This is a genomic window from Streptomyces beihaiensis, from assembly GCF_026274175.1.
GTDB classification, from domain to species: domain Bacteria; phylum Actinomycetota; class Actinomycetes; order Streptomycetales; family Streptomycetaceae; genus Streptomyces; species Streptomyces beihaiensis.
Map to the genome: position 1 here is coordinate 180,668 of NZ_JAPHNL010000001.1, position 22,022 is coordinate 202,689.

The window sequence follows — 22,022 nt, forward strand, 5'->3', positions numbered from 1 at the left end:
GGCGGTTCACGGGATCACACCCTTGGATTGCAGGGCATCGTCGATCTGTCCCTTCATGGTGGCGACCGTGCTGTTCGGTTTGATCGCGGAGGGCGGGGACAGCGCGTGGGAGACCACGATCGACACGTTCTGATAAGCGGGTGTCTGGGGGCGCACGCTCGCCTTCTGCAGGGCGTCGAGGACGTCCTTCGCGAAGGGGTACTGCTTGACGAACGCGGGGTCGTCGTACAGGGCGCGCAGAGTCGGCGGCAGACCGCCGGCCGTCGCGGCGGTGAGCTGGTTCTGGCGATCACGCAGGCACAGAGCCGCTTCGAAGGCCAGAGCCGGGTGGGGCGAGTAGGCGCCGATCGCCAGGTCGATGCCGCCGATGGTGGGCCGTGCGGGGCGGTCGGCGTCGACGCGCGGGTAGGGCGCCCAGCCGAAGCTCTTGAACAACCGCGGCTTGTTCGCCTTCATCGACGGATAGACGAACGGGTAGTTGAGCTCGAACGCCGCCGTTCCCGACTCCATGGCGAGACGGTTCTGGTCCTCCATCTGGTTCGACAGGGACGGGTCGGCCGCCGGGGAGTGCGCCAGGTCGCGCATGACGCCGGCGGCGCGCACCGCGGGCGCGCCGAGTGAGGGCTTGGTCGCGCTCGGGTCGAGGATCGCCCCGCCCGCGCTGGCCACCAGCGTGTTGAACCAGACGGTGAGCCCCTCGTACTGGGCTCCCTGGATCTCCACACGGTGCGGCTTGCCCTCCCGGGCGAGCCGGCGGGCCATGTCCAGCATCTCGGCCCAGGTCCTGGGCGGTGTGGGCACCAGGTCCTTGCGGTACCACAGGAGTTGGGTGTTGGTGTTGTACGGAACGGCGTACAGCTTGCCCTTCCAGGTCGCGGTCCGCAGCGGAACGGCCAGCGTGCCCTTGCCGGCCTGGCGCTTCGCCTGTCCCGTCCACTCCCGGATCCAGCCGGCCTCGGCGAACTCCGGCGCCCAGGTCACGTCAAGGCCCATGACGTCGATCGCGTCGTCATGGGCGGCGAGCCTGCGAACGAGCTGCTGACGCTGCCCGTCGGCCGTCCGCGGGAGCTTGTGGTAGACGATCCTGAAGCGCCCACCGGACGACCGGCTGCAGCGGTCCGCGGCCTTCTGCAACGCACCGGAGTCGTCGGGAAAGTTGTACCAGTTGACGCTGACCGGCCCGGAGCCGCCGCTGCCGCCGCACGCAGCGAGCGGGCACACCAGCAACGGCAGTGCGGCAAGAGCCCGCAGCCGCCGCCACCGAGCGGTGCGCGTCTTCCTGCCCGGGGCCGACCGGATCCCGCACCCGCGCACGCGACAACACCTCGATTCCCGGACGGTGGCACGGGACTCGGGCCCGCGGCGACTCCCTGGCGGCCCAAGGTAGGCGCCGCGGAGCCCGGCGCGGGGCAAGCGGGGCCCTGGGCCACCCGTATCGAGCAACGCGGTTCCTCCTCGTTGCCGGGCGCGGGCAGCCAGGGGCGGGTCTGTGTGGTGGGGTGTGGGACTGGATGCGCGGACCGCCCGGGAGCACCATGGCGCATGACGTCGATGCGCGACGCGGGGAGGCGGGTGCGGTGATGACCAAGCGGCGGTGGACGCTGGTCGGGCGGGAGAGCGCACGGCAGGGCGTGTCCGTTCCGAGAGCGGCGCGGTTCGGATTCTTGGTCTCTCTCGTACAGGTGGGGTTCCTGCAGCTCACCCCCATGCTGGGCCTGTCGGGCGGGGGTGTGACCCTGGCGCTGAACTATGCGGTGATCACGGTCGGCCTGGGGGTGGCGTACTACCGCGTTCCGGGTCCATGGGCCTGCGCCGAGTCCTCCCGTCCGGCGCCCCGTCGTCGTCTGGCCGGAGCGCTGCTGTACGGGCTGTGGTGCGGGATCTGGACGCTAGTGGCAATGATCCTCGTGCTGTTCGTCTTGACCGTGGCGCCGACGCCGGTGTTCTACGTCGCCTGGTACCTCCTGCTGGCCGCCTTGCAGGCATGGGCGCTGTTCCGCCTGGGCCGCCGCCGCGCCCCCGCGCAGCGATCCGCTCCCGGTCGTTCGCCGCGGCAGACCGCGCCCGCCGCCACGGCACGCGCCGTGTACCGGGACGAGGAGACGAACGCGGGCGGGAATGACCCGGTGTGCGCGTGCGAGGACTCAGGAGCCGGGAGCGCGGAGCGGCGGCGGGCCGCACAAGCGGGGCTACGTGCGGCCGGGGAGCGCGCTCACGTGGACCCCGAGCGACGGGCCCGGGAAGCCGAGCGGGCCGTCACCGAGTTCGGTGCCCTGCTCTGCGTCCATCCGTTCGCGCCCGGCGATCCGGACGCCACGTACCAGCAGCTGGCCGACCACTTTCTGGCGCTGGACGCGTACGAACGTGCCAAGAGCGCTCCTGCGGCGGACGTTCCCGCAATCCTGGCAGAGGGCCGTGCGGCCCTGGAGCGGCTGGACAGGCGACTGGGGCTCGACACCGCAGCTTCGGCGGCCGGGTGCTTCTTCGACCAACGGCACGGACCCGCGGTCGAGTTCGTGCGGTGGGCCCCGCCGGGCGGCGTCGTCCGGACCATCGAGGTGTGCCGGGCCGATGCGGTGCGGCTCGCCGACGGGGAAGTGCCCGGCGGCCCATGCCCCGACCCGGCCCCGGCACCGTCCGCCCGGGCCCGCCTCGCCCGGCAGCTCCACGAGCGCGCCGTCGACGCCCGCGACCTCATCCGGCGCACCGACACCGACGCGCGCCGGTCGACGGCGACCGCGTCCACGGTGTCCAGGAAGCGCGACGGGAGGCTGTAGGGACGAAACGGCTCCGCGGGAGCGTCGTTCATCAGGGACAATGGCCCGACGACCATGCTGCGTTCACTCATCCGACGCACGGTGCCCTATGGGCACCTCCGTCCAAGCCGTCCACGCACTCCTGACCCGCATCTCTTCCGGATGAAAGAGGTACAGAGAGACCGCCCCTTCATGGCAGCGTGATCTGGGCGGCGATCGGCAGATGGTCGCTGCCGGTGGCGGGCAGGGTGCGGACGTGGGCGACGGTTGCTGAGCGGGCCATGACCTGGTCGATCCGGGCCAGCGGGAACGCGGCGGGGAAACTGAACGCGAAACCCCGCTCCGCCACGTTCATCCGTGAGGTCAGCGGGGCCAGCCCGCGATCATCGACCGTGCCGTTGAGGTCGCCCAGCAAGACCACCGTTTTGAGGTGCTCGGCGGCGACGGCCTTGCCCAGCAGACCGGCACTCTCGTCGCGCCGGGAAGACGCGAAGCCGCTCGCCCGGATGCGCACCGAGGGCAGGTGCGCGACGTACGCCGCGATCTCGCCGTGCGGGGTGTGGACCATGGCCCGCAGTCCGCGACTCCAGGGCCCCGCGATCCTCTGCGGTTTGATGTCCAGCCGCCGGGCGTCGGTGAGGGGATGCCTCGACCACAGTCCGACGGTGCCCCGCACCGCGTGGTACGGGTAGTCCGGGGCGAGCGTCTTCTCGTAGACATGCAGCGCCGGGGGCACCAGCTCCTCCAGCGCGATGAGATCGGGCCCGGCATCGGCCAGGGCGCGGGCCGTGCCCGCCGGATCGGTGTTCTCGTCGCTGACGTTGTGCTGCACCACGACCAGGTCGTGCGGGCCGGGCCGCGCCTCGGGCAGGAACAGCCCGCCGAAGAGACACGTCCAGGCCGCCACCGGCAGGAGCAGGGCCACCAGGGCGCTGGCCGAGCGGCGCAGCAGGGCCAGGCCGAGCAGTACCGGAACCACCAGACCGAGCCACGGTAGGAACGCTTCCAGCAAACTGCCCAGACGGCCAACGGAGTTGGGCACCGCCCGGTGGAACGCCAGCAGCCCGGCCGTCAGCACCGCGAACGCGGCAGGCACCCGCCCCCGCGACCAGGCCCACCCGCGCCCCGCAGTACCCTTTCCGCTCTCGCCCGCAACCCACTGCCCGGCCCGGCGCAGCGCCGCCCACCCTGGCACTGCTGCCTTCCTCGCCGACCTCACATCGCTGTCCGCCCGCTCCACCTGGCTTCCCATCCACTCGGCTCGTTACCCAGGACGAATCGGCAGGTGAATCAGTTCCGGTTCCTCGTCGGCGGGTGCCGCCTTCGTAGGTGACAGCCATCCGTCGGGCCGCTCGACTCGACCTCGACGCGGACGAGAGCGCCGACGCCGGAGCGCACAGCGGCCGTGGGAGGCCGGTCCCGCAGGGCGTTCACCGGCCGAGGACCGTACTCGATCACAGCCCGGTAGCCAGCCAGGTCGTCACGGCGGCCGTGGCGGCGAGCCCGACGTTGAGCGCCACCCGGCGGTCTTCGCCGGTCAGATGGACGGCGATCGCACCGGTCTGCAGCAGTACGAAGCCGATGGCCGCGGCTGGTGCCAGCCAGGGAGCGACGCCGGTCAACGGCGGCAGGATCAGGCCGGCCGCGCCGAGTATTTCGACCGTGCCCAGCGCCCTGAGAGCGGGCAAGGGCAGGCGGTCGACCCAGGCCATCATCGGTCGGAGTTGATCGCGACTGCGGATCACCTTCAGCGTGCCTGAGTAGCAATAGAAGAGGGCAAGCAGCCCGGCGACGGTCCAGTAGGCGATGTTCATCGTGTCCGTTCATGAGCCACCGGTTCGCGGGTGGCCCGTCGATCGCGTCAATTACGTCAATTACGTCGAATACATCGAATACGTCGAATACATCGATTGCCGTGGAGCCCTGGAATGACCCGGGTGGTCCCCGAGGGGCTCGGACACCGAAAGGTGGGAGTGCCACGGCCTCGCCGGTCGAAAGGAGCGCGACCGGCGAGGCCGCCCTGTCGGCTTCAGGCGAGGTCGGTGGCGGGCTCGGTCGCGTAGCGGCTCATCGCGTCGATGTTGGCCTGCGGCGTCAGCGGCCGACCGCCTGCGAGCTCCTCCTGGAGGTCTCGGAAGTACTGCACGTACAGGTCGGGGGTGAAGGTGCTGAGCATGACGGCGGGCTGACCGGTCAGGTTGGAGAAGGTGTGCGGGGTGCCCGGCGGAACCATCACGAGCGTGCCCGCAGTGGCGTCATAGTCCGCGTTCCCGACGGTGAACCGCACGGTACCGGACAGGACGTAGAAGCCCTCGTCGTGTTGTGCGTGGCGGTGCTGCGGCGGCCCCTGGGTGTGCGGGGCGAGGACGGACTCGGCGATCGCGAGGCGGTGCCCGGTACGGCTGCCGTCCTCCAGAACGCGCATGCGCGTGGTGCCCAGAACGATCGTCTCACCGTCGCCGGGACGCACGACCGATACGACGGGTTCGGCCTGCGGCTCACTGGTCCTTGCTTGTTCGGTCATGCTCACGAGTGCACCGCCGGGACCCCGCCGGTGTCCAAGACCCATCCCGCAGCGCCGATACCTCGTGGGTATCGTTGCAGGGTGGAGCTACGGACCTTGCGCTACTTCGTGGCCGTCGCCGAGGAACTCCACTTCGGCCGAGCCGCCACCCGACTGCACATGAGCCAGCCGCCGCTGAGCCGGGCCATCAAGCAGCTGGAGGACGACGTCGGGGCCTCGCTCTTCGCCCGCTCACCGACCGGCGTCACGCTCACAGCGGTGGGCGCGGTGCTGCTCGACGAGGCGCGATCCCTGCTCGACCATGCCGACCAGGTCCGTGTGCGCCTGAGCGCGGCGGCCGGTGTCGCGCCTCTCACCGTAGGGATCCTGGGTGACGGCACCGACCCGGGAGCGGCGAGGCTGGCCGCCGCCTACCGCCGACGCCACCCCGACGTCGACATCCGCGTCCGCGACACGGACCTGACCGACCCGACGTGCGGCCTGCGCGCCAGACTGGTCGACGTGGCCCTGACCCGGGCGCCGTTCGACGAGACTGCACTGACGGTACGTGTGCTGCGAACCGATCCGGTGGGCGTGGTCCTGCGCGCCGACGATCCGCTGGCCCGGCGCGACCGTCTGCGACTGGCCGAACTGAGCGACCGCAACTGGTTCCAGTTCCCGCAGGGAACCGACCCCGTCTGGCAGTCGTACTGGAACGGCGGCAGGCCGCGCGAGGGCCCAGTGGTGCGCGCCGTCCAGGAGTGCCTGCAGGCCGTGCTGTGGAACGGCACGATCGGCCTGGCCCCGCTCGGCCACGATCTGCCGGCCGGGTTGGTGGCGGTACCGCTGACCGACATGGCGCCGAGCCGCGTGGTGGCGGTGTGGAACGAAGGCGACACCAATCCGTTGATCCGGTCCTTCATCAAGATCGCGGCAGCCGCGTACCGGCACGATCGTCGTCCCTGACGGGCGGACGCCACTGATCACGGGTTGCCAGGGCAGCGTGGGAGGACCGTACAGCTCGGCGACGGCAGCGGCACAGGTGAGAAGGACGCACCGCAGGCGGCCAAGCGGCCCGGGAGCCTCGGCGACGCCATGCCGCAGACGCGGCCGGAGCCGTCCGGATCGCGTGCGATGCCGGCGACGGCGTAACGGACGCCGTCGCCTGTGAGCCGGCGGCAGCGCAGGGTCTTCCAGCTCTCCGATCGCGCGAGGACATGTTCGACGCGAGGGCGGACTTCCCGGTGCGGTGCGTCGTGCGTTCCCCTTCCAAGCTGACCGTCCGGCCTGGCCGCCCGCGGGCGTCGACCGGCGCCTCACGGCCTACGGAGGCGTCTTTACGGGCGCGCCCGCACGCGCCTTGCACGCCTGCCATAGCCCGCCGGTAGACCGCCCGGTGGTCTTCAGGGGCCGGCCGACTACCACCCACAACACGCCCAGCGAGCCTGGCCCGAAACCGTCGACCTACTCCTACGCCGACTGTGGCCCACGGCCCCCGGGAGGGCCGTCCTCGGCACAGACGTCCTCGAAGGGGCCGTCGTCGGAAGGGCCGTCGTCGGAAGGGCGTCCGGCCCGCCACCGCCGGGCCTCTTCGGCGTCCGCCGCGTCACCGGTCTGCTCCAGGGCTTTGGCCAAGAGGCCGACGGCCCGGGGAATCCCGCGTTCGGCGGCACGGGCGAGCCAGTGGCGGGCAGCCGTCGGGTCAGTTTCGGAGAACAGTACGCCGAGAGCCATTTCCGCAATGCCGCTGCCCTTCTCGGCGGCCTGGGAGAGCCAGTGCGCGCAGTCCGGGACGTCGCCCTGCCGAGCGGCCTGCCACCCCAGCCGAAGCATCGCGTCGACTTGCCCGGACTCCGCGGCCCGCCGCCAGAACCGGCCGGCCGCCACCGTGTCGCCCTCCGCGTGCGCCATCACACCCAGTGCGTACACAGCGTCGGTGCTGCCGGCTTCGGCCGCGCGGCAGAACCACCGTCGGGCTGTTGAGACATCCTCCTGCTGATGTGCCAGGAGGCCGAGGGCATACATCGACACGACCCCGGCCGGGTTGACCTTGCCTCTGCGGAACGGCGGCAGATCCGCCGCCCGCTCCCACCAGCCGCGCGCCCTGTCGAGGTCGCCCAGATGCCGGTACATCTCGCCCAGCGCGTGCATCGCCGACGTGCGATGGACGTTCGAGCCAGCGGTGTCCTCGGCCGCCACGGTCAGCCATCGGCGCGCGCCGGCCACGTCGCCGTCCTCGTAGAGCTGGGCGGCGAGCAACTGGCGGGCCGGTGAGTACTGCTCCTCGGCGGCCCGCACCAGCCAGTGGCGGGCTGCGGCGATCAGACCCTCGGCGCGCAGGAGTTGGGCGTACGAGGTCATGGCGGCCTGCCCGCCGTAATCCACCGCACGGCGGACCCAGGCAAGGCCCTCTTCCCGCTCGCCCAGCGCGTAGAGCAACTCCCCGAGCTTGATCATGGCGAAGACCGTGCCGGCCTCGGCGGCGCGGCGATACCAATGACGCGCGCCGTCGAGGTCACCTTGGCCGTGCAGCACGCCGGCGAGGTTGTACATCGCGAGCGGATAGCCGCTCTCGGCGACCGAGGTCAGCATGTGGCGTGCCTCGTCGGGATCGCCTTCGGAGGAAGCGAGCAGCCCCAGATCGAACATGGCGTTGAGGTCGCCCCGGTCAGCCTCGTCCTGAAAGGCGGCGCGGGCCACGTCCGGGTAGCCGGCCTTCATGGCGTTGTAGCCGATCTGCCTGCGCGCCTCCGGGTCGGCCGCGGCGACCATCACCGGCCACACATCAGGCGGAACAGTGAGCCAGTTGATGTCCAGGTGACGGGCGAGTACATCGGAAACCCGGTAGCCGTCGACGCGGCCCATGGTCTGCCCGCACGGGCTCAGCAGCGCGATCTCAGTGTGCGGGAAGACGGGTTCGCAGGCCCACGCGAGGGCGTCGTCGAACCAGGCGGCGCCCGCCGCGGCCCGCTGTCTGCCGTTCAGGAACGAGGGCGCCACCGCCTCCAGGAAGCCGCCGGGCACAGCGAGCCGGTGCCCGGCGCGGCGGGCGGTGACGGCCGCTGTGAGGATTGCCTTGCCGTACGGCTGGTCGGCGGTGTTCCAGCGATGGAGAAGCTCCGGGACGCCGGCCAAGACCTGGGGCAGGCTGAAGTCGCCCTTGTGCCGTAACGCGTGGGCGATGCGCGGGTCGGCCGCGGCCACGGCCGCGGCTCGCTCCCACTCGCCCGGCCGGAACGCCGCGAGGTCGAACCGCTGGGCCATGGCGAGTACCTCGCGCGCGTTGCGGGCCGACGCGCGGATCTCCTCCGGCAGGCTCCCGGCCGGGCCCTCGCCGCGGTCGCCGCTGCCGCGGCCCGCGCCGACCGCGCGCAGACGCTCGTAGACATCCGGCCACATGGTGCCGACGATGATCACGGGCGGTGCGGCTTCAGCGAGCAGGCTCCGTACCGTCGCGGCGGCGAGCGGGACAGGTCCGGCCAGGAAGCTCTGCAACTCGTCGAGCCACAGCACGATCCCGGCACTCCCGCCGTCAGCCGGGAAGTCGGCGGCCAGGGTTTCCACGGACGCGCCGTCGGCCGGCACCACGAACGTCCAGTCCGGAACGACGGCGAGCAGGGCCTCGTGCGCCGTCCGGGTCTTTCCCGCCGCAGGACCCCCCAGGAGAAGGGCGAAACCCCCAGTGGTCTTGAAGCCGGTGAGGGCCGCGCGCAGCTGCGTGTCGACGTCGCGGGCGACATACAGGGGCAGGTCGACCGCGAGATCCGCGTCGGAGTCGGCGTCGGCCGGCAGCGGGATCGCCTCGTGGATGCCCAGCAAGGCACGCCGGGTGAACTGGTCCACGTGCGGCGCGCTGTCGCCCCGCGCCCCCGCGCCCGTGCCCTCCGGCCCAGGAGCCGGCGGCTCGACCGGTCCGCGCGACCGTGCGGACGAACGCCCGGACCTCCCGCCGTTGGGCGAGATACGCCGGGTGGCCTCGTCCCACAGCCCAGTGAGCGCCTGACGGGCTTCGGACTGCCGTCGCTGTACTTCGGCCTCCTGCTTGCCTCGCAGCCTGCCGACCGCCGCAACCGTCTTTGTGCCGGGGAAGAGCGCGTCCAGGATCATAGTGAAGTTCGAACTGTGCCCCGCGGAGCGGCCGTTGAGGATGCCCGAGAGCGTACTGACCGGCACGTTGGACTCCCTGGCCAGGTCTGATTGGCTCCATCCCCGCTTTGTCATCTCAGTCCGCAGAGCGGTGCTCAGCGCTCCCAGCGCCACGTCCCGAGGCGACTGCCCCCCAGCCGCTTTTGCCACCGAGCCCCCAGCGCCGTGTTCGAAGTTCTCCGGGCTTGTTCGGCCTCGAACCTACCGTGCCCGGTGGTCAAGCCAAATGGTGTTCACCCGGGCGGAGTTAACCGACCCGGACCACTCCAGGAGGTACTCCCGTCATGTCCGTGCTGTCACTGATCGACGATTGTGCTCTGCTCGCCGGGGCCAGCGGGGTCCTCTTCACCGCCGGCGTGGCAACTGTCGCCGCCGCTTCGATCCTCGCGCGCAGCCCAGCACGGCGGCGGGATGCACGCGAGACACTGAAGATCCTCCTGATGAAGCGTCACACCTGAGTGCGGGGCGGCAGGGCCCCGCCCGCTCTCGCCTTCGCCCGTCTGCGCGGAACGCTGCTGCCGGTCGACGCCGACACAGCGTCATCGCCGCACGCGCATGCGCACGCGCAGACGTAGGCGCAGGCGCTGAGGCCATCTGCTGGGCGGACAAGGGCCGCCAAGGAGCTGAGAACACCGTCCGTGTTCCCGACCGTGGCAGCAGGGAGATGGCGCAAAGTCGCTGTCCGAGTCGTTGTGGCGTGTGGGACGATCGGCCGTATGATCAAGTCCCCCGAGCGGAAGGGCGACCTCCGCTCCGCCCGATGATGTGGCCGGACGAGGCCGTGGCCGACGGCACCGCCACGACACCGGCGCACCCTTCCCGTATCGCGCTCTTCGAGGCCGTACGCGCCGACCGCACTGGCCCCGTCGCCACCCGGCTGCTCCGACTCACCCACGCCGAAACCCCCTTCGTACGCCGAGAGGCCATGGACCTCCTCGGCGACCTGGCCCGCGAGCGGCCCTGGCCAGAGGCTGTCGACGCCGCACTGGCCCGGCTCAGCGACAGCGACGAGGAGGTGCGGCGCCGAGCCGCCTGCCTCTTCGGCCACGGCGGGCAGCCCGCTTCGGTCCTCTCCGTCCTCGGCGAACTCGCCGATCCTGTCGTGCGCACCATCCTGGCCAGGGCACTCGGTCCAACCGCTGTCCGCCTGGCGGACGATGACCTCGCGTCGATCCGCTTACTCGCCCACCTGGAGACGCTGCGGACAGCGACACCCACGCGATGGCCTTCCCTGGACACCGCCCTCCTCAGCGACGTCCGGGAGGCTGCGCACCACTTGGAGGACATCGGACGTATCTGGGGTCGAACCCTGTACGGACTGAGGCGCGAGCACGACACCTATGCTCTCGTGGCCCGCCTCCTCGCCGACCCCGCCACCCGCGACATCGGCGCCGACCTGGCCCGCGAGGCGTGCCATGACTGGCGGGCGGCGCCGGTCAGGCTGCTGCCGCTACTCGTCCAGCACGGCGGCCGAACGCTCACCCCGTCTCTGGGCGCGGCCCTCACGACTGCTTCGATCTCCGAGGCGGCGAAGCGGACGCACAGAGCCCTCCTCGCCGAAGTCCCCTGCACACCGTTTCCGCAGGCTCGCCGGATGCCACCCGCAGGGCCGTCGTACGACAGCGCATCCGCCGCCGCGCTCCTCGCCACCAAGCCCGTAGGCATCGCCCGCCTCACGCACGCCCCCGAGATCTTCGGGGCCCTGCTGGACGTCGGCCCACTGACCTTCCGGCAGGCGGCCCAGTTGTACAACCTGACCTTCCGTCACTCAGGCCGTTCACAGGCGGAGTGCTCTCCGCTGTGGCTGAGGCACGCCGGCCCTTCGGTACTGCCGCGGCTGCTCGCCCTCATGACACCGCACCTGGCCGACTACGCGATCGGTGAGTACTACCTGGCGGCTCTCGCCCGGTTGGGCGGCCACGCACGCCCCGCCCTGCCGGCCGTGGAGTCCCTGATCGACAGGGCTACCCGCATCCCCGTCAACGACTCCACCCGCGACGAGGAGATGTGGCTGGACGAATGCCTGCTGGCCGCCGCGCTCGGCACCCGCCGCGCGATCCTCGCCGACCCCCTTCCGCGGCCTCCCCAGTAGCGCCCCGGTTCAAATGTCTCACCCGCCAGGCGAAGGCCCCGGACTTGACTCAACGGACCCAAGGCCGCTCCGTCGTAGCCGCGGTCGACGCCGACAGGCAGGCCGGGGCAGCGAGTTCGGCGCGGTCCTCTCCCGGTCCAACGGCCGGGTGTCGCCGGCTCGGGCACGGTCGGCGGCTCGGGCGCCGGCCGGCGCAGGGCCGCGGCCGGATCGGTCCGGTGGGCGGGGGTCAGGTACTCGCGGTCGGTGAAACGGTACGGAGGAAGCGGGTACGCGGGGGAGCCCGCCCGGGGCGGTGAGCGGCTGGGCGACATCCCCGGTACACACCGTGGTCACCAGGCCAGGGGGGAGGCGCCGAGCGGCTCGGCGCAACGGGTGAGGGACGGGCGCAGGGTCGAGTACGCGATCCGGGTCGGCAGGTAGCGGACGCTGCCGAACGGACCCTCGACAGTGGCCAGTTGTCCGACTGCGTCGGTGGGATCGGGAGCGGGCAGTTCACGGACCTGCTCGCGCGGCAGCAGCCCGAGGTCCTGCACCCACATCGAGACCTTGGCCAGGTCCACGTGCACCCGGTAGGTCCCGCCCTCGCGGGCCCGGCGGCGCAGCGCCTCCACCACCCCGGCCGCGCCGACGATCGCCGCAAGGTAGTCGTTGAGCAGGTAGGTGGGAGGCAGTCGCGGCCCGTCGAAGGAGCCCTCCTCGGCTGAGAACCCGCTGGCCGCACAGGCGAGCTGGTCGAAGCCGCCGCGCCGGTACCAGGGCCCGGTGCTGCCCCAGCCGTGGAAGTCCAGCAACACGAGCCCGGGGCGGGCCTCGGCCAGCGCCCGCGGTCCGAAGCCCTTGGCATCCAGATTCAGGTAGTTGCTCACATAAACGTCGGCGTCGGCCAGCACACGGCGGAACCCCCTGGCCGCTACGGGGTCGAGCAGATCGCAGAAGGCAGCGCGCTTGCCGATGCCGGTCTCGATGATCATGCCGTTGGGATCGGGGTGCCTGGGGGAGGACAGGTGCAGCACGTCCGCGCCCAGCTCAGCGGCCATCCGTGCGGCGATCGGACCGGCGATGACGTGGGTGTTGTCCAGTACGCGCACACCGGAAAGCGGAAGTTCGGCTCCGGCGGGGAAGGGCTCGGCGGCACTGTCGCCCAGCTTCTCCAGGTGGATCAGCGGGCCCGCGTCGAGCAGCCGCCCCTGCGGGTGCTCGCGCCACTCCGCCTGCGTCCGCACGGCGATCGCGGTGCCGCCGCGCGAGCAGATCGCCTCCTCCAGCGCGAACGCGTCCCAATGCGCGACGGCGTCCGCCAGCCGCTCGCGGCTGGGCGGGCAACCCAGCACCTCGCAGGCGAGGTCGCGCAGGGCCGGGTAGGACAGGAGGACGTAGATGTAGCGGCCGTCGCCAGCGCGGTAGAAGTCGCTGTGGCCGAGCAGGTTGGGGTCCTCCGCGAGCTCCGTGATCGGTACACCGTTGGCGCTGGTCAGGAACACGGCCATCAACTGCTGCACGGCCGACTCGACCGTGACAGTGACGTCCTGGCCGTCCCCGCCGCGATCCTTCCACAGTGCGGCGACCTCCGTACCGAGCGCCGCGAGGGCGGCCGCGGCCGCGTCTCCGATCCGGTGCACGGAGGGGGTGACGGGGTCGGCGCCGGTGATCGTGACCTTGCCACCGGCCTCCGCGGCGCTGATGCCGAGCTCACGGTAGAGACCTTCGAGTGCGTCATGGGGAGTGCTGGTCATAAGAGGCTTCCCATCAGAAGGAGTTCCGGTGCCCCAAGAAAACCCCTGGAATCCGAGCGCGTCCAATACGAACCGCAGGCAGCACTGATAGGCCCTGCCGTATGACGGGTCGTAGAGCCCGGTGAACGACCGACGGCCAGGCAAAGCCCGCATCATTCGAATCTCTCCCGACGCCGATTGGCGATTGCCTACGTCACTGAGCTGACCTGCGGAAATTTGAGGACAGGCATTCCAGTGAGGTCCATATGCGGGGCGCTCGCCGCCGATATGACCCGTCCTATCGGCCGCCGCCGACCTGCCGTCATACGTTCGGGTTCAAATCTCCATCGAATCATTGGTATTGGACGCGACGCCACTCAGCGGGCTTCTCTGGTTCCACCGCAACAATCCGAAATGGAGGCGAGATGCCCGACAAAGGAATGCTGACCGGCGTCCGCGTCGTCGAGCTCGGCAGTGTCATCATGGTGCCCTACGCCGCCCAGCAGCTCGGCGACCTGGGCGCGGACGTCATCAAGGTCGAGCCGCCCGCCGGCGACATGACGCGCAGCTACCCGCCGCTGCGACACACCGGCATGGGCGGCGCGGCCCTCAACCTCAACCGCAACAAGCGCAGCGTCGCCCTCGACCTGAAGGCCCCGCACGGCCGCGACGCGCTGCTCGCGCTGCTGCGCACGGCGGACGTGTTCCTCACCAACATCCGACCGCAGGCCCTCGTCCGGCTCCGACTCACCCCCGAGGAACTGGCCGCAGTGAACCCGGAGTTGATTCAGGTCAACGCCCAGGGCTTCCGCAGCGACAGCGAGCTCGGCACCTTGGCCGCGTACGACGACATCATCCAGGCCGTCTCCGGACTGGTCTGGCTCAACCAGCAGGCCAGCGGGGAACCGCACTTCGTGCCCACGCTGCTGGTCGACAAGATCTGCGGCCTGCAGATCACCCAGTCCGTGCTCGCCGCCCTGCACCACCGCGCGAACGGTGGCGGCGGCCAGCACATCGAGGTGCCGATGGCCGATGTGATGATGGCCTTCAACCTGGTCGAGCACCTCGGCCAGGCGGTTCTCGAGCCGGACGGCCCCTTCGGCGCGCCCCGCTCGATGAGCCGTGCCCGCCGGGCCCAGCGCACCGCCGACGGCTGGATGTGCATCCTGCCGCACAGCGACCGCAACTGGCGCGACTTCACCACCTTCGCGGGTCGGCCCGACCTGGCCGAGGACCCGCGTTTCGCCACCCGCGCCCTGCGCGCGGCCAACGCCGACGAGCTCTACCCGGTACTCGACGAACTCGCCCGCCGGCACACCACCACCAGCTGGCAGGAGTTCTGCCACCGCGTCAGCATCCCCGCCGCCCCGGTGCACTCCATCGCCTCGGCCGCCGCCACCGACTACGCCCGAGAGGGCGGCGTACTCACCGAAGCCGTCCACCCCACCGAGGGCCCCTACCGGTCCATCGGCCGGCCGGTGCGCTATTCCGCCGACCCCGAACCGCCGCTGCGGCCCTGCCCGGCCGTCGGCGAGCACACCGAACAGGTGCTGCGCGAGGCCGGCTTCGACCCGAACCTGCTGCGCCCCGCGCACACCGTCTGACAAGGAGAAGGACATGACCGCACTACAGTCCGTCCAAACCCTCGAACTGCGCCGGGAGGTACGCCGGTTCCTGTCCGAGGAGCGCGCCCGCGGCACAGTGCTGGGACGCCCCGACTCCTGGCTCACCGGCTGGCACCCGGAGTTCAGCCGCCGACTCGCCGAGCGGGGCTGGGTAGGCATGGCCCTCCCCAAGGAGTACGGGGGCGGCGGGCTGGGCTTCCTCGCCCGGGTGGTGGTCATCGAGGAGCTGCTCGCCGCCGGTGCCCCCGTCTCCGCGCACTGGGTCGCCGACCGGCAGGCCGCGCCCTCGATCCTGAACCACGGCAGCGAGGAGCAGAAGAAGCGCTTCCTGCCCGCGATCGCCGAGGGGCGCTGCTTCTTCTCCATCGGCATGAGCGAGGAGCAGGCCGGATCCGACCTGGCCAGCGTGCAGACCCGCGCCGAGCGGGTCGCAGGTGGCTGGCGGCTGACCGGCACCAAGAAGTGGACCGGCGGCGCGCACTGCAACGACTACGCGATCGTTCTGGCCCGCACCAGCGAGCACGAGGACCGCCACCAAGGACTCAGCCAGTTCATCGTCGACCTGCGCGCCCCCGGCGTGCGAGTGGAGCCGATCCGCCTGCTGACCGGCGAGCACACCTTCAACTACTTCCACCTGGACGGCGTCGAGGTCCCCGACGGCATGCTGCTCGGCAAGGAGGGCGACGGCTGGGCACAGGTCACCGGCGAACTCGCCTTCGAACGCAGTGGCCCCGAGCGGTACCTGAGCACCTTCCCGCTGCTGGTCGCGGTGGTGCGGGAGCTGTCCGACAAGGCGGCCACCGCCGACCAGCAGGTCCGCCTGGGCGCACTGATGGCACGGCTGTACGCGGTGCGGCAGCTGTCGCTGGGGGTGGCCGCCGCGCTGGACGAGGGCCGCCCGGCCGACGTGCAGGCCGCCCTGGTCAAGGACCTCGGCACCCGGCTCGAGGGCGAGCTGGTCCACGAGGTCCGCCGGATCCTGCCGGTCGCCGCCGACGCCGGGGCCACCCCCGGCACCTACCCCGAACTCCTGGCCCTGGCGCTGCTGCACACCCCCGCCTACACCCTGCGCGGCGGCACCAACGAAATCCTGCGCGGCATCATCACCCGCGCCGTCGAGCACAAGGAGCAGCAGTCATGAGTATCCCGCAGCAGCTTGCCAGGGTCCGTACCGCTGGATGCACCGCCGGGACGGGATCCGCAGCCGGGTCCGCACCACTGACCGAGGACACCTTCGTCGCCCGCCCGCTGGCCGAGCGCGCCGAACTCGCTCTGCGGGAAGGGCCTCTGACGTACTGTCTGGCCACCGGCCTGGTCATCCGCTGGGCCCACCCCGCCGTCTTCCACGTCGGACCGGCCGGAACCATGGGCGATGACGCCGCGCTACGCGTCTGCGGCACCCTGCCCCGCGTGCCCGGGGCACGCGGCGCCACCGTGCTGGTCGCGGCACAGGGGCCCGGCGGGCCCGTACTGTTCCCCGTCGACCCCGCCCGCACCAGCGTCGAGACAGGGGCCAACCTGGCCGGGGAGCCCCGCGACACCCTGCACCTGTCCGACTACCAGGTCCCCGCCGAGCTCGCCCGGCCCGTCACCCCCGAGCTGCTCAGCGAGTTCGAGCTGCGAGCCGCACTGTCCCGGGCCGCGCTGATGGCCGGGGCGGCCCAGCGCTGCGTGCAGCTGACCGTGGCGCACACGGCGACACGGATCCAGTTCGGCCGCCCGCTGGGCCACTTCCAGGCAGTCAAGCAGGAGGAAGCCCGGCTGATCGAGGAGTCCGCCCTGGTCGGCGCGGCCGTCGAGGCCGCCGGTGAAGCCCTCGAACGACTCGGTGCCGAGGCCCGGTTCGAGGTCGCCGCCGCCAAGGCGCAGGCATCGGCCTCGGTCGCCGAGATCGCCCGGATCGCCCACCAGCTGCACGGCGCGATCGGCTTCACCGAGCTGAGCGAACTCCGTCTCGCCACCACCCGTTTGTGGTCCTGGCGCGACGAGGACGGGGACGAGGCGTACTGGTCAGCCCGCCTCGGCCGCGCGGCGCTCACACAGCGGCCCGAACAGCTCTGGTCTTTGCTCACCGGCGCCAATTGACGCTCCATATGATCTCCGTATGGACCTCACACCGCGCCTGCTGGAGCAGTTCATGGTACTTGCCAAGGAGAAGCACTACGGCCGGGCGGCCGAACGGCTGACAATGAGTCAGCCTTCGCTCAGCCAGGCCATCCAGCGCCTGGAGCGGATCGTAGGGGTCCGACTGCTCGACCGGGGCACTCGCGGCGTCGAACTGACCCCGGCGGGCGCGGCTTTCGCCGCCGACGCCCGGAGCCTGCTGGACGCTCAAAGAGCCGCGCTCGACCGCGCCCGCCGGATCGCCTCGGGGGACGCGGGAGAGATCCGTGTCGGCTACGTCCCCAGCTTCGGGCACTGGCACGTACCACGATTGCTGTCCGCTCTGTCACGTCAACTGCCCGACCTCAGACTGCGGTTGACGCAGGCATCTTCCACGGCCCTGGTCGAGGCCCTGCGGCTGGGTTCACTCGACCTCGCCTTCATCCGCACCGTTCCGCCGCGCAGCGAGGACATGGACATACGAGAGATCGGCCGCGAGCGGATCGCCGTCGCCCTGCCCGAGGCGCATCCGCTCGCGGGCGCGACAGAGCTCGCGCTGTCCAGCCTCCAGCAGGACCCGTGGGTTCTCCTCAGCGAGCGGTCCGCGCCCGACCTGGTCCGTGTCTGCACACTGATGTTCCGTCAGGCCGGCTTCCTGCCCCAGGTCCGTGCCCGGGCCGAGGACCTCACCGGGTTGCTCAGCTACGTCACCTCCGGCCTGTGCGTTTCCGTGGTCTCCGAACACACCGCCGCGCTGTCCTTCCCCGGTGTCCGCGTCGTCCCGCTGACCGACGACGGCGCCAAGGACGCGATCCCTGTCTTCGCCGTCCACCGGCCCACGCCCGACCCGGCCGTGCTCGCGCTGCTGAGACACACCGACACCTGGTTGAGTGAGGGCTCCTGACTTGTCCCTCCCCTCGGAGCGTGGTGCCCTTGATTGCAGGGGAAGTTGAGGTTCATGAGATCCAAGCAGCGGACGTACACGCCCGAGTTTCGTGAGGGTGCTGTACGCATGGTGATTGAGACCAGGAGGCCGATCCCGGAGGTCGCCGAGGAACTCGGCATCCACTCGCGCACGCCGCACACCTGGGTGTCACAGTGGCGGCGCAACGGTTCGACCCCCGTGACCGTGGGTTGCGTCCTGGGAAGTGGTGTACGGGTCGGACCTGATCCGGGGGCTGGCTCCGGCATCGGGATGGTGCCCGCATAGACGAACGGCCACCGGCTGATCTCCTTCGAGCTTCGACATCTCGAAGATCAGCCGGTGGCCGTTCTCATATCCGGGCCCTCACTCCGACGCCAGGCCAAACACCCGGATCAGGTGGGAACCGGTACACCACTTCCCAGGACGCAACCACAACAGCTGTTTACTGATCCTTCCTCTGGCGTGCGGAGCGATCACTGGTCGGCGCGGCGGCTCAGGCGGCCGGGCCACCAGGACGTCGGACCGATGTCCCGTACGAGCGCCGGCACCAGCAAGGACCGTACGACCAACGTGTCGAGGAGCACGCCGAACGCCACGATGAAGGCGATCTGCACCATGAACGCGAGTGGGATGACTCCCAGGGCGGCGAAGGTGGCCGCGAGTACCACTCCGGCCGATGTGATCACGCCGCCTGTCGCGACGAGGGCCCGCAGTATGCCGTCGCGGGCCCCGTGCTCCAGCGACTCCTCGCGCGCCCGGGACATCAGGAAGATGTTGTAGTCCACGCCGAGCGCGACCAGAAACACGAATCCGTAGAGCGGTACGGAGGCGTCGATGCCGGTGAATCCGAGGATGTGATGGAAGACGAGCGACGAAATGCCCAGCGTGGCAAGGAAGTTGAGCGCGACCGTCGCCACGAGAAGCAGCGGCATGAGGAGGGAGCGCAGCAGGACGACCAGGATCACGAGGATGATGGCGAGGACGACGGGCACGATCAGGGTCCGGTCGTGCTCCGCCGTCTGCTGGGTGTCGTACTGCTGCGCGGTGTAGCCCCCGACCAGGGCGTCGGCCCCGTCGACGCCGTGCAGCGCCGGACGGAGGCGGGAGATCGTCTCCTTGGCCGCGTCGCTGTCGGCCGGGTCCTTGAGGGTGACGTCGACCCGGATCCTGCCGTCCACCACTTGGGCGGGTCCGTCACCCGGCCTGCCTCCGCGGCCCAGTGCCACCGCGTTCGCCACGCCCTCGGTGTGCCTGGCCCGGGCGATCACCGCGTCCTGGTGCCCGGCGTCGGCGATCACCACGGCCGGGTTACCGGTGCCGCCGGGGAAGTGGGCGGCCAGCGTGTGCTGCGCGGCCACCGAGGGGGCGTCGTTGACGAAGATCTCGTTGAACGGTACACCCTTCGCGTTCAGCGTGGGGGCGAAGGCGGCGCAGGCGAGCAGCCCGGCCAGCGCGACGGCCCAGATCCTGCGCGGGGCCCGCTTCACCGTACGCGCGATACGGCGCCATACGCCGTGACCGCCACCGCCGGCCTCGGCGGGGCGCGGACGCGCCGGCCAGTAGGCGGCGTTGCCGAGGAGCACCAGCACGGCGGGCAGGAAAGTGAGGGAGCTGAGTACGGCACAGACGATGCCGATCGCGCCGACCGGGCCGAGCGCCCGGTTGTTGGTGAGGTCGCTCAGCAGCAGAGCGAGCAAGCCGAGCGCGACGGTGGCGGCGCTGGCGACGATCGCCCCGCTCGACCGGCGCAGCGCCGCGCGCATCGCGATGAACCGGTCGGCGCCTGCGGCGAGTTCCTCCCGGAAGCGGGCGGTCAGGAGCAGGGAGTAATCGGTGGCGGCGCCGATCACCAGGATCGAGAGGATGCCCTGGACCTGCCCGTCGACGCGCACGATGTCGTGGTCCGCGAGGACATAGACGACGGCGCACGCGGCACCGAGCGCGAACACGGCGCCCAGGATGATCACGAACGGGAGCAGGACGCTGCGGTATACCAGGAGGAGGATCACCAGGACCGTGGCCAGGGCGACGAGGAGGAGGAGTCCGTCGATCCCCGCGAATGCGTCGGAGAGGTCGACCTGGCTCGCGGCGGGTCCGGCGACGGCGGCCGTGGCGCCCGGGACGTCCGCCGCCCTCTTCTTGACCGCGTCGAGCGTTGCGGGGAGGCTGTCGCCGAGGTCGGGGCGCAGTTGCACGACGGCCTGGAGCGCCTTCATGTCGTGGGAGGGCACGGCGGGGGACGCCTCGCCCACCACTCCCGGGGTCCCGCGCAGTGCCGCCATCGCACGGGTCGCCTCGCTCTGCTGCCGGGCGTCCAACGTGCCTCGGTCGTCCGAGGTCCACACGACGATCGCGGGCAGGGTCTCCTCGGCCTGGAACGCGCGCTGCGCGTCGATCACACGGGTCGACTCCGCCTTGCTCGGCAGGAAGGCCGCCTGGTCGTTCGTCGCGACCTCGCCGAGGCGCCCGGCGTACGGGCCGAGGGTTCCGCCGACGGCGAGCCAGACCAGCAACAGGACGAGGGGCACGAGCCAACGAGCGCCGCGTGGCGGGCGGTTCATGATTCTCCAGAGGGACGACGGCACGATTATACTCAATAATAAAGTATCTTAATGGTTGAGTAGTTTTGCGGTGTTGCTTCTCCGTGCACTTTCTTCCGCGCGCGACGACGATCCGGATGCGGCGGGCGCGGCTTGCCGACTACGGCCTGGGCGGCCTGGCCTCGGCCAGTTCTTCGGCGAGGGCGCTGAGGAACCTGAGTGTGACGGCCAGTTCTTCGCCGCTGAAGCAGCCGCGCACCCGCTCGGTCGCCTCGGCGAGCGGGCTGAAGTATCTGCGTGCCTGCGCCTGGGCGCCCGGCACATAGCGCAGATGCACCACTCTGCGATCGGTGCTCTCCCGGACCCGCGTGATGTGCCCGGCACGTTCGAGCCGGTCGATGCAGGCACTGACCGCGCCGGACGTCAGCCCGAGGCGGTTGCGCAGCAGGCTGGGTGTCAGCGGTTCCTCGGAGTCGAGCACTGCGGCGAGCGCCTGGACGTCCGTGGAGTGCAGTCCCTGGCTCGCGGCAAAACCGTGCACCAACCGGTTGATCTCCCCGTTGAGCCGGCGCAGCTGGACAGCGAGGGCCTGCAGATCCGGATGCGGAGCCGAGGCCCGCGACGTGGAGGCCACGTGACTTCGGGGGTTGCCGGTCCTGTCCGGTTCGGGGCTGTCCATACGCCCACCCTAGCCGAGCCCCGGGGCGCAGCCGGGACCGCGCCGACCGGCTAGAGCGACCTCCCCGGCGCAGTGCTCTGCGCCCTCCCTGCACGCGGAAAGGCAAGAGGCCACGAGGAAGCCGACGACACTGCCCTGCCCGCCGAACTCTCCGCACGACCTCGAAGGCGAGATCACCGAGTGGCCGTCGATGCCCCACTGCGGCGGAAGTGGTCTGCGCCGGACCGATACAGACCTCGGCGAGCGCGATGACCGTCCTGCCATCGCGGAACGGCCCGCCGGTCGAGCGACGGGCCGTCGCGAGGGGCCGAGGCCGAACTGGCAGGACTCCGGATACTCGACCAGGGCGCCCGGACCGTCTTGTGGAGTAACAGTGGCCCTCTTCGCCTCGGTTACCAGCGCTAGATCGTCACGTCGAGAGTGGAGGCCATGGCATGGATACCGGCATATGACATGACATTTCAGCACATGACGCTGTCCCTGATGACTGCCGGTGTCCAACAAGTGGCCACGCCACCGATTCCGGATTCGACGACGCCCGCGGAAATGAGTCCTTTCGCGAGAGCCGCGCTCCCCGTCATCGGGAAAGAGACAGGTCACCCCGGAGTCGCCGATGGCGGTTGTCACCAGTTCGGTGCACCTGCATGTCGCAGGTGCACCCGGTCACGGAACCGGAGCAGTCCGACCCCAGCCAGACGTCACCGTAGGCGCACCCCGGTGTCGCTTGTCCGCCGTAGGCATGGCTCATGTGAGTGGTCCGCCCGACGGACGAGTTGTCACCTCGCGGCGGCCGCGCCTCCGGAACCTCTGAGGTGGCTCTGAGACTGGTGGCGAAGTCTTGAACGGCAGCCGATGATCACCTAGTAGTGCTTGGTCAGGTCGTCTGTGGGAGAGCGTGTCTTTGAGGTTGGGTGGGCGTTGAAGATGGCGTGACTCCG

17 protein-coding genes and 1 pseudogene are annotated in these 22,022 nt (G+C 70.8%); 9 read left to right on the forward strand and 9 right to left on the reverse strand.

What is annotated here, in order from left to right:
* Positions 1 to 6: 6 nt before the first annotated feature.
* A complete protein-coding gene (locus OFY01_RS00755; protein WP_266595229.1) occupies positions 7 to 1,314 on the reverse strand; it encodes an ABC transporter substrate-binding protein in 1,308 nt (435 codons plus the stop codon).
* Between the two features lie 266 nt (positions 1,315 to 1,580).
* Between OFY01_RS00755 and OFY01_RS00760 the strand changes: the two genes are divergently transcribed.
* Positions 1,581 to 2,777 (forward strand): hypothetical protein, encoded by a 1,197-nt coding sequence (locus OFY01_RS00760; protein ID WP_266595231.1) that lies wholly within the window; start codon positions 1,581 to 1,583, stop codon positions 2,775 to 2,777.
* A 169-nt stretch (positions 2,778 to 2,946) separates the two neighbouring features.
* Here the strand turns inward: OFY01_RS00760 and OFY01_RS00765 are convergent, their stop codons facing one another.
* From OFY01_RS00765 to OFY01_RS00775, 3 genes are all read right to left on the reverse strand, one after another.
* Positions 2,947 to 3,852, reverse strand: a complete 906-nt coding sequence (locus OFY01_RS00765; protein WP_407700251.1) for an endonuclease/exonuclease/phosphatase family protein — start codon at positions 3,850 to 3,852, stop codon at positions 2,947 to 2,949.
* Between the two features lie 358 nt (positions 3,853 to 4,210).
* Complete coding sequence (locus OFY01_RS00770; RefSeq protein ID WP_266595235.1) at positions 4,211 to 4,570, reverse strand: DoxX family protein; 360 nt, start codon at positions 4,568 to 4,570, stop codon at positions 4,211 to 4,213.
* Positions 4,571 to 4,785: 215 nt separating this feature from the next.
* On the reverse strand, positions 4,786 to 5,280 hold the full coding sequence (locus tag OFY01_RS00775; RefSeq protein ID WP_266595236.1) for a cupin domain-containing protein: 495 nt from the start codon (positions 5,278 to 5,280) through the stop codon (positions 4,786 to 4,788).
* 81 nt (positions 5,281 to 5,361) lie between these two features.
* On the opposite strand from OFY01_RS00775, the gene OFY01_RS00780 reads away from it, so the two are divergent.
* On the forward strand, positions 5,362 to 6,225 hold the full coding sequence (locus OFY01_RS00780) for a LysR family transcriptional regulator (protein ID WP_266595238.1): 864 nt from the start codon (positions 5,362 to 5,364) through the stop codon (positions 6,223 to 6,225).
* Positions 6,226 to 6,386: 161 nt separating this feature from the next.
* Here the strand turns inward: OFY01_RS00780 and OFY01_RS32490 are convergent.
* Together OFY01_RS32490 and OFY01_RS00785 are read right to left on the reverse strand one after the other, a co-directional pair.
* Positions 6,387 to 6,506: pseudogene (locus OFY01_RS32490) on the reverse strand (IS5/IS1182 family transposase); the annotation flags it as partial.
* A 223-nt stretch (positions 6,507 to 6,729) separates the two neighbouring features.
* Positions 6,730 to 9,480 carry a tetratricopeptide repeat protein gene (locus OFY01_RS00785; protein ID WP_266595240.1) on the reverse strand — a complete coding sequence of 917 codons (2,751 nt, stop codon included), beginning with the start codon at positions 9,478 to 9,480 and terminating at the stop codon, positions 6,730 to 6,732.
* 209 nt (positions 9,481 to 9,689) lie between these two features.
* Here OFY01_RS00785 and OFY01_RS00790 point away from each other — a divergent pair, with 209 nt between their 5' ends.
* Entirely contained in the window at positions 9,690 to 9,863 is a 174-nt protein-coding gene (locus OFY01_RS00790) for a hypothetical protein (RefSeq protein WP_266595242.1), read from the forward strand.
* Between the two features lie 302 nt (positions 9,864 to 10,165).
* A complete protein-coding gene (locus tag OFY01_RS00795) occupies positions 10,166 to 11,497 on the forward strand; it encodes a HEAT repeat domain-containing protein (protein WP_266595243.1) in 1,332 nt (443 codons plus the stop codon).
* A gap of 332 nt (positions 11,498 to 11,829) precedes the next feature.
* Here the strand turns inward: OFY01_RS00795 and OFY01_RS00800 are convergent, their stop codons facing one another.
* Positions 11,830 to 13,233 carry a CoA transferase gene (locus tag OFY01_RS00800; RefSeq protein WP_266595244.1) on the reverse strand — a complete coding sequence of 468 codons (1,404 nt, stop codon included), beginning with the start codon at positions 13,231 to 13,233 and terminating at the stop codon, positions 11,830 to 11,832.
* 404 nt (positions 13,234 to 13,637) lie between these two features.
* Here OFY01_RS00800 and OFY01_RS00805 point away from each other — a divergent pair, with 404 nt between their 5' ends.
* The 5 genes from OFY01_RS00805 to OFY01_RS00825 are packed head-to-tail and all read left to right on the forward strand — an operon-like array spanning position 13,638 to position 18,150.
* On the forward strand, positions 13,638 to 14,816 hold the full coding sequence (locus OFY01_RS00805) for a CaiB/BaiF CoA transferase family protein (protein WP_266595245.1): 1,179 nt from the start codon (positions 13,638 to 13,640) through the stop codon (positions 14,814 to 14,816).
* Between the two features lie 13 nt (positions 14,817 to 14,829).
* Entirely contained in the window at positions 14,830 to 15,978 is a 1,149-nt protein-coding gene (locus OFY01_RS00810) for an acyl-CoA dehydrogenase family protein (protein WP_266595246.1), read from the forward strand.
* Entirely contained in the window at positions 15,975 to 16,922 is a 948-nt protein-coding gene (locus OFY01_RS00815) for an acyl-CoA dehydrogenase family protein (protein ID WP_266595248.1), read from the forward strand. The genes OFY01_RS00810 and OFY01_RS00815 overlap by 4 nt, the downstream gene beginning before the upstream one ends.
* 19 nt (positions 16,923 to 16,941) lie before the next feature.
* Positions 16,942 to 17,844 carry a LysR family transcriptional regulator gene (locus OFY01_RS00820; RefSeq protein ID WP_266595249.1) on the forward strand — a complete coding sequence of 301 codons (903 nt, stop codon included), beginning with the start codon at positions 16,942 to 16,944 and terminating at the stop codon, positions 17,842 to 17,844.
* A gap of 54 nt (positions 17,845 to 17,898) precedes the next feature.
* Positions 17,899 to 18,150 carry a transposase gene (locus OFY01_RS00825; RefSeq protein WP_407700252.1) on the forward strand — a complete coding sequence of 84 codons (252 nt, stop codon included), beginning with the start codon at positions 17,899 to 17,901 and terminating at the stop codon, positions 18,148 to 18,150.
* Positions 18,151 to 18,338: 188 nt separating this feature from the next.
* On the opposite strand, the gene OFY01_RS00830 is transcribed toward OFY01_RS00825, so the two are convergent.
* Entirely contained in the window at positions 18,339 to 20,426 is a 2,088-nt protein-coding gene (locus OFY01_RS00830) for an MMPL family transporter (protein ID WP_266595252.1), read from the reverse strand.
* A gap of 139 nt (positions 20,427 to 20,565) precedes the next feature.
* Complete coding sequence (locus OFY01_RS00835; protein ID WP_266595254.1) at positions 20,566 to 21,084, reverse strand: MarR family winged helix-turn-helix transcriptional regulator; 519 nt, start codon at positions 21,082 to 21,084, stop codon at positions 20,566 to 20,568.
* Between the last annotated feature and the right edge of the window lie 938 nt (positions 21,085 to 22,022).